The organism is Desulfonatronum thiosulfatophilum (assembly GCF_900104215.1).
In the GTDB taxonomy this organism is placed as follows: Bacteria; Desulfobacterota; Desulfovibrionia; order Desulfovibrionales; family Desulfonatronaceae; genus Desulfonatronum; species Desulfonatronum thiosulfatophilum.
In genome coordinates, this window is record NZ_FMXO01000018.1 from 41,734 (window position 1) to 56,289 (window position 14,556).

At 57.8% G+C, this 14,556-nt stretch carries 14 protein-coding genes; 4 read left to right on the forward strand and 10 right to left on the reverse strand.

What is annotated here, in order from left to right; all coding sequences use genetic code 11:
- Nucleotides 1-24: 24 nt before the first annotated feature.
- Nucleotides 25-1,233 (forward strand): methyltransferase domain-containing protein, encoded by a 1,209-nt coding sequence (locus BLP93_RS14415; protein WP_092123235.1) that lies wholly within the window; start codon nt 25-27, stop codon nt 1,231-1,233.
- Between the two features lie 99 nt (nt 1,234-1,332).
- Here the strand turns inward: BLP93_RS14415 and BLP93_RS14420 are convergent, their stop codons facing one another.
- The 10 genes from BLP93_RS14420 to BLP93_RS14465 form a co-directional block, all read right to left on the reverse strand.
- Nucleotides 1,333-2,628: a phenylacetate--CoA ligase family protein gene (locus tag BLP93_RS14420; protein ID WP_092123237.1), complete on the reverse strand. Its 1,296-nt coding sequence runs from the start codon at nt 2,626-2,628 to the stop codon at nt 1,333-1,335.
- Between the two features lie 134 nt (nt 2,629-2,762).
- Nucleotides 2,763-3,497: an ABC transporter ATP-binding protein gene (locus BLP93_RS14425; protein ID WP_092123239.1), complete on the reverse strand. Its 735-nt coding sequence runs from the start codon at nt 3,495-3,497 to the stop codon at nt 2,763-2,765.
- Between the two features lie 7 nt (nt 3,498-3,504).
- Nucleotides 3,505-4,281 (reverse strand): ABC transporter ATP-binding protein, encoded by a 777-nt coding sequence (locus BLP93_RS14430; protein WP_341844806.1) that lies wholly within the window; start codon nt 4,279-4,281, stop codon nt 3,505-3,507.
- On the reverse strand, nt 4,268-5,236 hold the full coding sequence (locus BLP93_RS14435) for a branched-chain amino acid ABC transporter permease (RefSeq protein ID WP_092123241.1): 969 nt from the start codon (nt 5,234-5,236) through the stop codon (nt 4,268-4,270). Before BLP93_RS14435 ends, BLP93_RS14430 begins: the two co-directional genes overlap by 14 nt.
- 12 nt (nt 5,237-5,248) lie before the next feature.
- Nucleotides 5,249-5,572 carry a nucleotidyltransferase domain-containing protein gene (locus BLP93_RS14440; protein WP_092123243.1) on the reverse strand — a complete coding sequence of 108 codons (324 nt, stop codon included), beginning with the start codon at nt 5,570-5,572 and terminating at the stop codon, nt 5,249-5,251.
- The gene (locus BLP93_RS14445) at nt 5,569-5,994 is read right to left on the reverse strand and encodes a nucleotidyltransferase substrate binding protein (protein WP_092123245.1); all 426 of its coding nucleotides are present in this window, start codon (nt 5,992-5,994) and stop codon (nt 5,569-5,571) included. The genes BLP93_RS14440 and BLP93_RS14445 overlap by 4 nt, the downstream gene beginning before the upstream one ends.
- Before the next feature lie 13 nt (nt 5,995-6,007).
- Nucleotides 6,008-6,889 carry a branched-chain amino acid ABC transporter permease gene (locus BLP93_RS14450; RefSeq protein WP_092123247.1) on the reverse strand — a complete coding sequence of 294 codons (882 nt, stop codon included), beginning with the start codon at nt 6,887-6,889 and terminating at the stop codon, nt 6,008-6,010.
- Nucleotides 6,889-8,028, reverse strand: a complete 1,140-nt coding sequence (locus BLP93_RS14455; RefSeq protein WP_161946355.1) for an ABC transporter substrate-binding protein — start codon at nt 8,026-8,028, stop codon at nt 6,889-6,891. The genes BLP93_RS14450 and BLP93_RS14455 overlap by 1 nt, the downstream gene beginning before the upstream one ends.
- 122 nt (nt 8,029-8,150) lie before the next feature.
- A complete protein-coding gene (locus tag BLP93_RS14460; RefSeq protein ID WP_244148773.1) occupies nt 8,151-10,937 on the reverse strand; it encodes a cation-transporting P-type ATPase in 2,787 nt (928 codons plus the stop codon).
- A gap of 75 nt (nt 10,938-11,012) precedes the next feature.
- Nucleotides 11,013-11,906 carry a universal stress protein gene (locus tag BLP93_RS14465; RefSeq protein WP_092123253.1) on the reverse strand — a complete coding sequence of 298 codons (894 nt, stop codon included), beginning with the start codon at nt 11,904-11,906 and terminating at the stop codon, nt 11,013-11,015.
- Nucleotides 11,907-12,515: 609 nt separating this feature from the next.
- Here BLP93_RS14465 and BLP93_RS14470 point away from each other — a divergent pair.
- The 3 genes from BLP93_RS14470 to BLP93_RS14480 all read left to right on the forward strand — a co-directional run bounded on the left by BLP93_RS14470 (nt 12,516) and on the right by BLP93_RS14480 (nt 14,483).
- On the forward strand, nt 12,516-13,118 hold the full coding sequence (locus tag BLP93_RS14470) for a flavin reductase family protein (RefSeq protein ID WP_092123255.1): 603 nt from the start codon (nt 12,516-12,518) through the stop codon (nt 13,116-13,118).
- Nucleotides 13,119-13,174: 56 nt separating this feature from the next.
- Nucleotides 13,175-13,687 carry a tetratricopeptide repeat protein gene (locus tag BLP93_RS14475; protein ID WP_092123257.1) on the forward strand — a complete coding sequence of 171 codons (513 nt, stop codon included), beginning with the start codon at nt 13,175-13,177 and terminating at the stop codon, nt 13,685-13,687.
- 70 nt (nt 13,688-13,757) lie between these two features.
- Nucleotides 13,758-14,483 (forward strand): DUF554 domain-containing protein, encoded by a 726-nt coding sequence (locus BLP93_RS14480; RefSeq protein WP_341844807.1) that lies wholly within the window; start codon nt 13,758-13,760, stop codon nt 14,481-14,483.
- Nucleotides 14,484-14,556 lie beyond the last annotated feature (73 nt).

Sequence of the window (14,556 nt, forward strand, 5' to 3'; positions counted from 1 at the left end):
CACGGGTGAGCAAAGAAGGAGAAAGTGGCAAGAATTCATGAACAGAGTTTGATTTCGTTGGATATGGAACTGGCGTGGCAGAGTCGGGAGGCCAGGCATAGGGAGCGGTATTTGTCCAGGCGCATCAATCTGTGGCGGGACATCTTTCCGCCGCGGATGCGAGAGGCTTTGCTGAACAGGGAAACTGGCGGCATAGTCCGCCTGGAGTACGGAGCCGGGGAAGCCGTTCCCGGCTATGATCCGAAGCTTGTTCACCGGGTACCCCGCTCCCAGTTTGCGCGTCAAGAGATCCGCGGCCGCGTGATTTCTCCGCTGAAAGGCCGCCATTATCCGAAGGGCATGCTGGGAAGTTTGCCCGGAGTATTTCCTCAGAATTGCCTGCCCGGCCGGATCATCGATCTGGATGACGCAACCATGACCGTTGACCTGAATCATCCCCTGGCCCGATACAACCTGTCAGTGCAAGCCAAGATCCTGGACGTGGCGGACAAGGTGACCGAAACAGGCGGTCGCCTGACCTGTTGGATGGAAGAGTGGGCGGATAACGGTCCTGGCATGCAGGCCAGACATCAGAGCCAGCCGACGCAGTTCGGCATACCGGACGGCATGCGCCGCAAGGACGAAACCGACGACGGCCGTTTTTACAGGGAGCCACGAATGGTCGGCCACCTGGACAGCCAGGCCAGCGAATTTCTGAAAGGACTCTATGCTGATGCGCTTCCGGAGCAGGCCAAGGTTCTGGACTTGATGAGCAGCATGCAGTCCCATATGCCTGACAATCCAGCCCTGCACGTGACCGGCCTCGGGATGAACGCCGCGGAGATGAGTGCCAATCCCCGGCTTGCAGAGCAGCTCGTCCACGACCTGAACGCGGACCCGGTCCTGCCCTTTGCGGACGGAAGTTTCGATGCCGTTGTCTGCAGCCTGTCCATTGAATATCTGGTCCGCCCCCAAGAGGTGCTGAACGAGTGCGCTCGGGTGCTTCGACCCGGCGGGAAACTGCTTGTGGGTTTCTCAAATCGCTGGTTTCCGGACAAGGCCATGTCCATGTGGATGGACCTGCATGAATTTGAACGAATGGGCCTCGTCTTGGATTATTTTCTTGGCACCCAGGCCTTTCAGGACCTCCAGACCGTCAGCATCCGGAACTGGTGGCGGCCCGAAGATGATCCGCACATCAACACCACGAGCACCAGCGACCCGGTCTATGTGGTCATGGGCACGAAAAGCTGATGGCCCAAGGCGAACTGATGGAAGAGTCGGCACGGCTTTCGACATTGCCGAGGCAAATAAACGGGGGCCAAGCCCCCGGCCTCGGCGTGTCACTCACCCTTACGGCTGCCTGCGGTCCACCACACGGCTCTTGCCGGTTTCCAGTTCGGCGATGGTCTGGCGTTCCACGAGCTTGACCTCGAATACCAGCCCCAACTCCATGGCCAGTTGCTGACGGGTCAGGTCGATGAAGCGTTGCTGGGTCTTGATCTGGTCCGGCTCCACCATGTCCGCCTCCACCAGAAGCATGGTTCGGTCCAGGCCACCGTGACGGTCCACCACGAGCAGGTAGTTGGGCTCGACATGATGGGTTTCGGCGAGAATGGCCTTGATTCGTTCCGGATAGACATTGATCCCCTGGATGATCAGCATGTCGTCGCTACGGCCCTGGATGCGGTCCATGCGCAGGAATGTGCGGCCGCAAGGGCAGGGTTCCGGCATCAGCCGGGTCAGGTCTCCGGTCCGGAAGCGGATCATGGGCAAGGCTTCCTTGGTCAGCGTGGTCAGGACCAGCTCGCCGATCGTGCCGGGCGGCACCGGGTGCAGAGTCTTTGGATCGATGATCTCGGCCAGAAAGTGGTCCTCCTGGATGTGCATGCCCCGGCGTTCGAGACACTCTCCGGCCACTCCCGGTCCCATGACCTCGCTGACGCCGTAATTGTCCGTGGCCGTGATATTCAGCCGGTCCTGAATGCGTTTCCGCGTGGACTCGGACCAGGCTTCCCCGCTGAACAGACCCCAGCGCAGAGGCAGGGCGTTACGGTTCACGCCCATCTCGTCCATGACGTCCGCCAGAAACAGGGCATAGCTGGGAATGCAGGCCAGGGCCGTGGCCCGGTAATCGAGGATGATCCCGACCTGACGACGGGCATTGCCGCTGGAAACGGGCACCACGGTGGCGCCCAGAGCCTCCGCGCCGTAATGCATCCCGAAGGCCATGGTGGACAATCCGTAATTGTGGGCCACATGAACAACGTCTTCCTTTGTGGCCCCGCCGGCGGCCAGAATGCGGGCCGTGAGCCGCGACCACTTCCGGATGTCGCTCTGGGTGTACCCGAAGACCGTGGTGCCGTTGGAAAAACCCGAAGACGTCTGCAGTCGAACCACCTCGCGCAAGGGTACGGCGAACAGCCCGTAGGGAGCATTGTCGCGCAAATCCTGGCGTGTGGTCAGGGGCAGGTTGCGGACATCGGCCAGGGATTCGAAGTCATAGGGATCGATCCCCAATTCTTCGAATTTCTTGCGGTAAAACGGAACGTTGCGGGATACCCTGGTCAGGGTGGACTGCAGGCGTTCCAGCTGGAGCTGCTCCAACTCCTCCTTGGCCATGGATTCAAATTCGGCTTCAAACATCATCGCTCCTCCACGCATCAATATCCCGCACCCCAAACATCACAGTGAACATCGCATCAGGGGACACTCAGCCATGACCCCATTTTTTTTCAGCGCCAGCCTTCAGACTTCTGACCTCTGAATCCTATCTTCTGAATTCAACTCTCATCACCCACGTCCCGCCCCAGGTAGGCTCGCTGGACGTCCCGGTTCAACAGCAATTCCTCGGACGGACCCTGCAGGATGATCCGGCCTGTTTCCAGTACATAACCCCGATCCGCGATTTTCAGGGCGCTTTTAGCATTTTGTTCCACCAGCAGGACGGTCAGGCCAAATACGTCGCGCAATTCGGCCACGTGGCGGAAAATCATCTGCGACAGGGCCGGGGCCAGTCCCATGCCCGGTTCATCCAGGAGCAGCATCCGGGGCTTGGCCATCAAGGCCCTCCCGATGGCCAGCATCTGCTGTTCGCCGCCGGACAGGTTCCCGGCGGGCTGGTCGCGGCGCTGGCCGAGGACCGGAAACATTTCATAAATTTGGTCCACGTCCTTGGAAATCAGGGTCTTGTTTTTCAGGCTGTAGCGATGGTAGGCGCCGAGCAGAAGATTGTCGGCCACGGTCATGGGCTTGAAGACCAGGCGGCGTTCCGGAACCTGGGAAATGCCGGCGCTGACAATTCGTTCCGGACGCTCCCTGGTGATATCCCGGCCCTCGAACCCGAGGCTGCCGCCCCTGGCCCGCAAGAGGCCGGAGATGGTGGTCAGCAGGGTGGTCTTGCCCGCGCCGTTGCCGCCGATCAGGGCCACGATCTCACCCTGGTTCACGTGCAGCGATACCCGCCGCACGGCATGGACCCTGCCGTAGAAGACGTCCACATTTTTGAGTACGAGCATGGAATTATTACGCCTCCTCGCCAAGATATGCCGCGACGACTTCGGGGTTCTTCTGTATTTCCGAGGGGGTGCCCGAGGCGATGACCTGGCCGAAGTGGAGAACGGTGATGGCGTTGCTGACGCCCATGATCAGGTCCATGTCATGTTCCACGATAGCCACGGTGATGCCCAGCTCGTCGCGGATGCGACGGATCAGTTCGGCCAGGGCGCGTGTTTCGGTGGTGTTCAGGCCCGCGGCGGGTTCATCCAGGAGCAGCAGCCGCGGTTGGGCCGCCAGGGCTCGGGCCAGTTCGAGCAGGCGCTGCTTCCCATAGGGCAGTTCCCCGGCGGGCAGGTTCCAGTCCGAGTCGATTCCGACAAAGGTCAGCTTTTCCTCGGCCAGCTCCCGGCAACGATGTTCCCCGCGAAAGTAGGCGGGAGTCTTGAGCAGAGCGCTGATCGGACCGTAGCGGACAACGCGGTGCGCTCCGGTCATCACGTTTTCCAGAACGTTCATGGTGGTGAAGACCTCCAGGTTCTGGAAGGTGCGCACAGCTCCGGCCCTGGACCGTTCCCAGGCCGGTGCACGGGTCATGTCCCGGCCCAGGAGTTCGACGCGGCCTTCGGAGCAGGGCACCATGCCGCTGACCACGTTCAGCAGGGTGGTTTTGCCCGCGCCGTTGGGGCCGATCAGGGCCGTGATGGTACCCTCCAGGACCTGGAAGTCCACATCGGTCAGGGCCATCACCCCGCCGAACCGGACATGGACCCCCTGGCAATGCAGCAGAACGTCATGACCGGACACGGTTGAACCTCCCGCGGATCAGGGCGATCAGTGCTTTCATTCCGCCGGCCATGCCCTGGGGCAGATACATCATGCACAGGATAAGGATTAGTCCGTAGATGATCACTTCCATGTTTTCATAGGCTCGCAGGAATTCGGGCATCACCGTCAGGAAGACTGTTCCGGCGATTCCCCCCCAGAGACTGGCCATGCCGCCCAGAACAACCATGGTGATCAGCTGCACGGAGAAATGAAACCCGAAGGAGGATGGGGCTACGAAGCTGAGGTAGTGAGCGTACAGCACCCCGGCGATGCCGGCGTAGACCGCGGAGAGGACGAAGACGAACAACTTGTAGCGGGCCACGTTGATGCCCATGGACTGGGCCGCCTTGTCGCTGGCGTGCAGGGCCATCAAAGCCCGTCCGGTGCGGGAGTGGATCAGGTTCAGGGAGATCAGCAGGACCAGGGTGACCGTGGTCCAGACCAGGAAGAAAAAGGAGAGTTCCGAGTCAAAGACGAATCCACCCACCTGGAAGTGCGGAATGCCCACGAAACCGGAAGGCCCTCCGGTCAGGCCGATGGCTTCGTTGAAAAGTATGTACACGATCAGCCCAAAGCCCAGCGTGGCCATGGCCAGGTAGTATCCTTTGAGCTTGAGCACGGGCATGCCTACTACCAGGGCCACAAGGGCGGTCAGCCCCACGCCGGAAAGCACGCCCACCGCCAGGGGCAGGCCGTGGGTTCCCGTGAGGATGGCCGTGGTGTAGGCGGAAATCCCGAACAGGGCCGCGTGACCCAGGGAGATCTGTCCGGCAAAGCCCAGCAGCAGGTTCAGCCCCATGACGATGATGGCAATGATCCCGGCCATGGTCAGGATGCTCAGATAGTAATAGTCATGGGACAGAATTGTCGGCGTGGCCAGAACCAGCACGAAAAAAGCGGCCACAGGGGCTATTTGACGGAAGGTGGAAGTCATGGATGCCGGAAGTCAGGTTTCAAAGGTTGATTGCGGGTCCTGTTCATAAAAGACTTTCCCGACCCTCTGGATATGTTCGACGACGTCCGGATCGTCGATGTCATGATAGAGGGAGAGATCGATGCTGTACGGAAGCAGCAGATCGTCCAGCTCGTCCATGATCAGGTAGAGTTCCTTCAGGTCCAGGTCTCCGATCAGCGTCAGGTCGATATCCGACCCCGTCTTCTGAGTGCCCTTGGCCCGGGAGCCGTAGAGCATCGCCTTGCGCACTTTCGGGTGGCGGGCAAGAATATTGTTGATCTGTTGAACCGTTGAACGCTGCAGTCCATAGATCATTGCCGGTCATCCCGATGAACGTGATCCAAGCTTTGCTGCATCAGGAGAAACTCGGGGTAATACTCCGCAGTGATTTCAGCGGCAATTTTTTTGGCCAAGGATTCACTGTACGTGTGTGAGGACAGGTTACGGCTTTTGATCATTTTCATCCAGATCTCGCCGTTTTCGATCAGGCCTCGCTTGAATGCTTCACGGGTTGCGTCTTTTGAGCCATAAATACGAACCGTTCCGCGGCTTTCAAGGAAATCCTTCAGCGTATTCCAGGCCAGTTCGTGCGTGAATTCGAAGGCCTGGATCAAGCCCTGTTCCTCCAGCCTGGAAAGAGGTCGCTGCCGGGCCAGTTCTACGCCTTCGCCAAGCTGGATGAGCGCCTTGCGAAAATGGGCCAAGCGTTGAACCCAGCGAACATCATTTTCCTGCACAACGCACCTCTCCCTACACCCGTTCCGTATCGGGTGCGCCGAACAGGCCGGAGGGGCGCCAGAGGAGAATGGCCAGGATGACCACAAAGGCGATGGCGTCCTTGTAGGCCGAGGAGATCATGCCCGCGCCGAAGGCTTCCAGGACGCCGAGGATCAGGCCCCCGGCCGCTGCTCCGAAAGGATTGCCCAGGCCACCCAGAATGCAGGCGGCGAAGCCTTTCAGCCCCAGCAGCACGCCCACGTCGTAGGAGGTCATGGTCAAAGGCGTGAGGATCGCTCCGCCCACGGCGCCGACAAAGGCCGAGAGCATGAACGAGGCCATGACCATCTTTTCCACGCTGATGCCCATCAGCCTGGCCGCCTTGGGTTCAAAGGAACAGGCCAGCATGGCTCGGCCGAAAATGGTGCGGCTGAAAAAGTAGCGCATCGATGCCAGGACCATCATGGTGATGCCAAGTATCCACAGGCTTTGCGGGGCAATGGTCGCTCCCAGGAAGGGGATCGGAACATTGCCGGAGAATGCCGGCAAGACGTAGGTGTCCTTGCCCCAGAGCAGCATCATCACACCGCGAATGGTAATGGATACGCCGATGGTCACGATGATCAGATTGATCACCGAAGCGTGCTGGACCGGGCGGATGGTCAAACGTTCCATGACCAGGCCGACCAGGGTGGTGGTGAACACGGCCAGGATCACGGCCACGGGAAGACCGGGATCCAGCCAGTGGACAAAGATCACGGACAGGATTCCGCCAAGCATCACAAATTCGCCCTGGGCGAAGTTGATGATGCCCGTGGTGTTGAAGATGATGGTGAAACCCAGGGCGGCCAGGCCGTAGGTGCTGCCCACGGTCAGGCCGGCCACCAGGAACTGCAGAAAACTGGACAGCTCCATTATTCGCCCACAAGCTCCCAGTCGCCGTTCGTGATCCTGACCATCACGAAGGCGCGCTCGTCCAGGCCGTTATGATCTTCAGGGGAAAGATTGAAAATGCCTCCCGTGGCGACGAATCCGCTGATGTTTTCCAGGTTGTCCCGGATGGCCTGCGGCGTGGCTTCCCCGGCCCGAGTGATGGCTTCGGCAATCAGGGCCAGGGCATCGTAGGCGTAGCCGCCGAAGGTGGAAACTTCGGTGTTGAACCGCTTTTCATAGTCGCGAATGTATTCCAGGAGCAGCGCTTTCTGGGGGTGATCGTCGGGCAGTTGATCGGCAACTGTCAGACGGCCGGCGGGGAGGATCAGTCCTTCGGCGGCTTCGCCAGCAAGCTCGATAAAGCGCTTGGAGGCCACGCCGTGGCTCATGTACAGGGGAGTGTTCATGCCCAATTGGACGCGGTTGCGGGCAATGACCGCCGGACCCGGATTGGTGCCCCAGCAGATGATTGCATCCGGATTAAGACCGCGAATCTTGGTCAGTTGCGGCGTCATGTCCGTATCCCTTGGGCCGTAGATTTCGTCCGCAACCAGGGTCATGCCATAGGTCGGGAGCAGTTCCTGCAGCACCTCGCGTCCCGCCTGGCCGAAACCGTCGGATACCGTAATGATCGCGATGGACTTGAAGCCGCGCTCCCGGGCGTGTTCCAGAATCTTGATCACCGCATGCCGATCAGACTGGGGCGTCTTAAATACCCACGGATTGATCGGTTTGACGATGCGTTCCGCAGCGGCCATGGAAACCAGGGGAATTTTGGCGGAGGTGAATCTGGGCATAATGGCCAGGGTGTTGCCGGAGGTGGTCGCACCAATGGCCGCCACCACCCGGTCCCGGCTCAAGAGCCTGTTCGCGGCGCCGACAGCCTTGTTCACCTCGGTTTCGTCATCGTAGATGATCACTTCCAGAGGCCGTCCCAGTAGTCCGCCCCGGGCATTGATCTGATCCTGCAGCATGATCAACGTGTTGCGTTCCGGCTCACCGAGGAAAGACGCGGGGCCGGTGGCGGAAACAATGGCTCCGATCTTGATCGGTTGCGCCGCCGATACGGGGGCTGATGTGCAAAGGATTGTCATGGTTATGACGGCTAGCAGGTATCGAATCATGTTTCCAAGCTCCTTGGTTGAACAAAAGGTGCCAATCCCCTTTCGCGACGCGGAAGGAAATATTCACATTTGCATGCAAATGTCACGTAAAAAATGGCCCGCCGTGCAAATCCGAGCGGTCAGCGGGCGTCAGTGTAGCGGCGCATCAGATACTTTTCCCCTTCAACCAACAGGAAGAGTACCACTCCAAAAACAAAGATCCGCAGCCACGTCGTGAGGTCCACTGCTTCGGTGCGGAAGAGAAACTGCATCGGCGGGGCGTAGGTAAATCCCAGCTGCAGGACGGCCAGTACAAGAATGGACCAGAGTACGGCAGTGCTGCCCGTGAAGGCCGTAAGGCGCATGGAACTCTCGAATATGAACCTGCTGTTGAACAGGTAGCAGACTTGGCCGAAGACCAAGGTGTTGATGGCCACGGTGGCGGCCAGATCCTGTGAAGCGTTGCCGCCCAGCATGTACACGTAGTGGCCCAGGGCGCCAATGGTCAACAACAACGAAACAAAGGAGATCCGCCAGAGCAGAAACCGGGATACCAACGGCTCGTCCGCTTTCCGGGGCGGACGTCGCATCACGTTGCTTTCCGCCGGCTCAAACGCGAGAGCCAGAGCCAGGGATACCGCCGTGACCATGTTGATCCACAGGATCTGCGGTGGCGAGATGGGCAGAGCGAACTCGCCGCCCGCGCCGGCCGCACCTATCCCCAGAAATATTGCCGCGATGACCACCAGTGCCTGTCCGCCGTTGGTGGGCAGGATGAACAGAATGGCTTTTTTGATGTTGTCGTAAACCGTGCGACCTTCTTCAACGGCATTGGCGATGGAGGCGAAATTGTCGTCCGCCAGGACCATGTCCGAGGACTCCTTGGCCGCTTCGGTCCCGCTTTGGCCCATGGCCACTCCGACGTCCGCCCGCTTTAACGCCGGGGCATCATTTACACCGTCACCGGTCATGGCCACGATCTTGTCTTTGGCCTGCAGGGCCGTCACGATGCGCAGCTTGTGCTCTGGCGAGACCCGGGCAAATATGTCCACGTCCGGAATCTGCTCCTGAAGCTGCTCATCGCTCATGGACTCGATATCCTTGCCCGTGAGTGCTGTTTTGCCGTCTCCGATCCCCAACTGCAGGCCGATGGCCGTGGCCGTGACCACGTGATCCCCTGTGATCATTTTGACTCGAATGCCGGCACTGTCGCAATCTTCCATGGATTCACAGTCGCCGATCAACTTTTCCGCGGCTTGCACGGCTTCGTCCCGGGGCGGATCGATGATTCCGTACAGCCCAAGGAAGATGAAGCCTTCAGCCACGTCATCCATGTTCAGTTTGTCCTGGCCGTTGTCCAGGGGACGAATGGCCAGCCCAAGCAAACGTTGGCCCTTGGAGGCGATTTTTTGTTCTTCGTCCTCCCAGAAGGAAGGATCAAGCGACTCGTCGCCGTCTTCGGTCCGTTGCGTCGAGCAACGTTCCAGAACTTTTTCCGGCGCCCCTTTCAAGATGATCAGGCCACCTGATTCGGAGTGACGGTGCAAAGTGGCCATGAATTTTTGTTCCGAACTGAAGGGAATTGCATCCAGACGTTCATATTGATCATTTTCCTCCTCCTGATCCAGGCCGGCCTTCAAGGCCGCCGTGATCAGGGCGGATTCCGTCGGCGCTCCCTGAGCCTTCCAGTTGCCGTCCGTTTTTGTGACCTCGGCTTCGTTACAGAGCAAACCAAAGCGCAACAGATCCAGGATGGGCCCCTTTTCCTGGCGTGGATCAAATTTTTCATCATCGAGTTGAAAATCGCCCTCCGGAGCATAGCCGACCCCGGAAAGAGTCACGGTTCTGTCCCGCGTGCGCAAGGTTTGGACGGTCATTTCGTTGCGGGTCAGTGTGCCGGTTTTGTCCGTGCAGATCACGCTCACCGAGCCGAGCGTTTCCACCGCGGGCAGATGGCGGATGATCGCATTGCGCTTGGCCATGCGCTGCACGCCGATGGCCAGGGTAATGGTCACAATAGCTGGTAGACCTTCGGGGATGGCGGCCACGGCCAAACCCACGGCAGCCATGAACATCTCACCCGGTGCAAAGCCTTGGAAGAAGTACCCGAAAGCGAAGGTCACGCCAGCCATGGCGATGATGGCAACACTGAGTATGTTGCCGAAGCGTCCGAGTTGCTTGAGCAGCGGAGTGGTCAGTGTTTCCACGTCCGACAGCATTTCACTGATCCTGCCGATCTCCGTATCCGATCCGGTTCCGACCACCAAGCCCCGACCTTGCCCATAGGCGACCATGGTGCCGGAAAAGGCCATGCTGGAACGATCGCCCAGGGAATCATCCTTGTCCACAGGCTCGGTATCCTTTTCCACGGGAACGGATTCTCCGGTGAGGGCGGCTTCCTCTATCTGAAGATCGCGGGATTTGAACAGGCGGATGTCCGCCGGGATCTTGTCGCCCGCATTGAGCAGGATCACATCCCCCGGGACCAGTTCCTTGGCCTCGATCTCTTTTTTCTTGCCGTCGCGCAGAACCACGGCCGAAGGGGAGAGCATGTTCCGGATGCTATCCAGGGATTTTTCGGCTTTCCCTTCCTGGATGAAGCCGATCATTGCATTTACAAGCACCACGCCGAGGATGACACCCATGTCCAACCACTCGGCGAGCAGTCCCGTGATTACGGCTGCAGCCAGAAGCAGATAGATAAGAACGTTGTTGAACTGGGCCAGGAAGCGCATCAACGCGCTGCGGCCTTTGGTTTGGGGCAATTCGTTCGGGCCGTATTTTTCCAGTCGACTGTCCGCTTCAGATGCACTCAATCCTTTGGTGTCGCTCTCCAACCGCTCGAGAACCTCGGAAATGGAAAAGGAATGCCACGGGGTTTTTTCCGTCTTTTTTTCGGAGTGCTGCGGGGTTTCATTTTTCATCATTCGACTCTTTGTTGCTGATTTGAGAAAAGACCTGCTCCGCATGGAGGGATATTCTCGATTAATGCCATTGCAAAATTATTCGGAAAGTCGGCAGGTAGAAGGGCTGACCCACAAGGCCGCGCCATCCAGTTTTGCCAGAAGGGTCCTGCTGACCGAGCCCATGGAAAAAAAGCCCGGAGCGGACGTGCCGGTTCGGCCGACGGCAACCACCGCATATCGACCGTTCTCGGCTTCCTGGAGCAGAGCTTGCGCGGGTTTGGAAGATTGCAGGATTTTGGTTTGGATCCGTTCTCTGGACACGCCGTTGTTCAGGACCGAGGTCAAGGCGTGATCGAAAAAAGAGTGTGCATCCGGATCGGGAGTCGATGAATCACCGTTCACATGGGCCAGCACCACGGAGTGATCCGGCTGATCAGCCATCACGAATCCGACATGATCGGCAATCTGGACGCAGGGCTCGGAGCCGTCCACGGCAACCAAAACATTCCTGCGTTTGCTTTCGGTCCGTTGGCAAACCCAGATGGGGAAGGACAAATCTTCGTTCATGATGGATTTCGTGACGCTGTCCACGAAAAGTTCCTCAAACCGCGAAAGTCCGCGTCGACCAAGGACAAGGGCATCGTAATGCCCTTTGGCGCACTCCTGAATTAAATCCTTGGCAGATCCAAACTGGCTGTAAATGAACTTTGTGGCAACATTGCTCGAGGAAAAACCGGAACTCACCAACATGGCGCGTCCTTTTTCCAGAAGCTCGTCAGCCCGCTGCTGCTGTGCCTTTTTCCAGCCATCCGTCCATTTTTTTCGCTGGTAGACATCACTGTCATCCAGATAAACGGACGGAGGTTGCGGGGCAACATAGAGCAGCGTCAATCGAATGTGGTGTTTGTGGAGAAAAAAGTGATTGATGAAGCGTCCGGCAAGAAATGAGCTTTGATCGTCGCCAATTGCAAGCAAGAAGTGTTTTTCCATTCCAGATCCTCTTTTCGACTGATGCGGCGAAGCTGCGTTATGACAAAGTGGGGCTACTCCTCATCTGAGGCTCGACCTGTCTTGAATTTGAAGCCTCGCAGAGATTTCACCGATTGCGCCATGACCATTACCTGAAGAACAGGCATGTTCGTGTCCGGCATTAGCTGAACGAATCCTGGCTCAAGCAGGCATGAGAGGCGGCAAATCCAGGCAACCGGACGAGTTCCGGGCCTGCAACAAGAATTTGCGAAGTAGATCTCAAGTGCGATTCAGAGCACTTAAAATCCGGACACGAAATGGTCGCGAAAAAACGCACCTTTTTTTCTCATAAGCATGCACTTGGGGGACAACCCTCGTCAACCCATGTCCGCCTTCATCCTCCAGCTTCTTGTTCCGGAGCTTGCAATCTTCCGGTGAATGCCGTTGAATATGACAAAACCTATGAAGAACACGATGCGTGTTCAATGTGTCTTGAAGAGACTAGCTTTTTATTCTTAACCCAGTCGGCTGGGCCGATTCGGGGGCATCATTTTCGAATTGATTGCTATTGTTGATTTACACGCAACTCATCGAATTGAAAGTCTGAAGCCCCAAGAACAGGAGGACGTGATGAAAAAATCTTTGGGAGCAAAAACGCTGGTATTTCCTACACCGGTATGGGTTGTTGGATCGTATGATCAGGAAGGAAAGCCGAACATCATGACCATCGCCTGGGGAGGGATCTGCTGCTCTAAGCCCCCCTGTCTGAACATTTCGCTGCGCAAGGCGACATACACCTATGAGTGCATCACCATGAGCCGGTCGTTCACGGTCAATGTCGCAACGGAGAATAACATCATCATGGCTGATTATTGCGGCACAGCCTCCGGAAGAACCGTGAACAAGTTCGCCGCCACCGGGCTCACCCCTGTCAGGAGCGAATTGGTGGATGCGCCGTATATCGAGGAATTTCCCCTGATAGCCGAATGCCGCCTGCTGCAAACAGTTGACCTGGGACTGCATACCATGTTCATCGGAGAAATTCTGGACATCAAAGCCGATGCCGCGGTGCTCATGGAAGAAGGGCTCCCGGATGTGGAAAAACTTCGTCCCGCGGTCTTTGGGCCGGTGGTTCGTACCTACCATGGGTTGGGAGAGTATCTTGGGCCGGCGTTCACCATCGGCCAGGAAATCGAACGCCCCAAGGATGAATTGCCCAAGCGGGAGCATTGAGGTTTCCCGTGCGATCATGCCTTTGTTCCCAATCAATCATTGGATGTATCTTCTGCATGCTGCTTCTGATGGGGCTTGGGGGATGCGGCGGCTACATGCAGGGCAATCTTGCGCTGGCCCGCGGAGATTACCGGCAAGCGGAACAACTCTTCCAGGAGATACTGGTTCAAAATCCCGAGGATGCCACCGCCCGGAGGCGTCTGGCCATGACCTACTTTTATATGGGAAGGGATCTTGATCCGTCATATTATGCGCGATCAGTCCAGGAATTCAGGCGGATTGGTGAAATTCGTGATCCCACTCCGGAGGAGCAGTTTCACCACGGATTCGCCCTGATCGGAGAGGGAAGACGGGCTGAAGGGTTCGGTCTGCTAAAGAACTTCAGCTACCCCAGGCAGTTCCGCACGCAGCAGTTCGTCCGGGAACGCGCCGCCCAACTGGAGTCGGATCCTGATCTCACGCCCATTGAAATATTCACCCAGATGGAACGAGCCTGGAAGGAAGGAGAACAAGAAGACCTGCGGGAACGACTGGATGAACGACATGACCCATGGGACATAGGCGGATAAAGACTTTTTTATAATTCAAGTAGTTGGAGATGCCAATAGGCACGGAAAGTACAGAGAAGGGAGGACTGCGTTGCATTCCTCCCTTCTTAGCGCTACACACCGCGCCATGCCCATTGGAACACTTATCAATGCCGCGGCCATCATTCTCGGCAGCCTGCTCGGTTTGCTGCTCGGCGGACGTTTTTCAGACCGTTATCGAACCCTGGTCTATCACTCCATCGGATTGTGCGTTCTGGTCATCGGTCTGCACATGGCCCTGAGCTTCGACAATGTCCTGATTCTTGTCTTTTCCATGCTCTGCGGCGCGTTGTGCGGCCAACTCCTGCGCCTGGACGAACGATTGATCAGCGCCGGCAACATGCTCAAGACGCGTCTCGGCTCCAAGGACGCCCGTTTCACCGACGGCTTCGTCACGGCCTCGCTTCTGTTTTGCATCGGTTCCATGGCCATTCTCGGATCCATCGATGAGGGCATCCGCGGTGACCGCACCATCCTGCTGACAAAATCCATTCTTGACGGATTCATTTGCATCCCCTTGGCTTCCACCTACGGTATCGGGGTGCTTTTCTCCTTCCTCTCCATTCTCCTCTACCAGGGCTCCATCACCCTCCTGGCCGGCCAGGCCCAAGGTGTCTTCACCGATCCGATCATCAATCAGCTCACTTCCACCGGCGGCCTTCTGATCATGGGCATCGGCATCAATCTCCTGGACCTGAAAAACATCAACGTCACCAACATGCTCCCGGCGCTTGTCTTCGCTGTGCTTTTCACTGTTTTCTTGCCGGCGGCGTTTTGATTGCCCGACGCAGGTGAAATGCGCGGATTTGAAAGCCACCTAGTCTGAATGCATTTCAGACTGCGATGAAAAG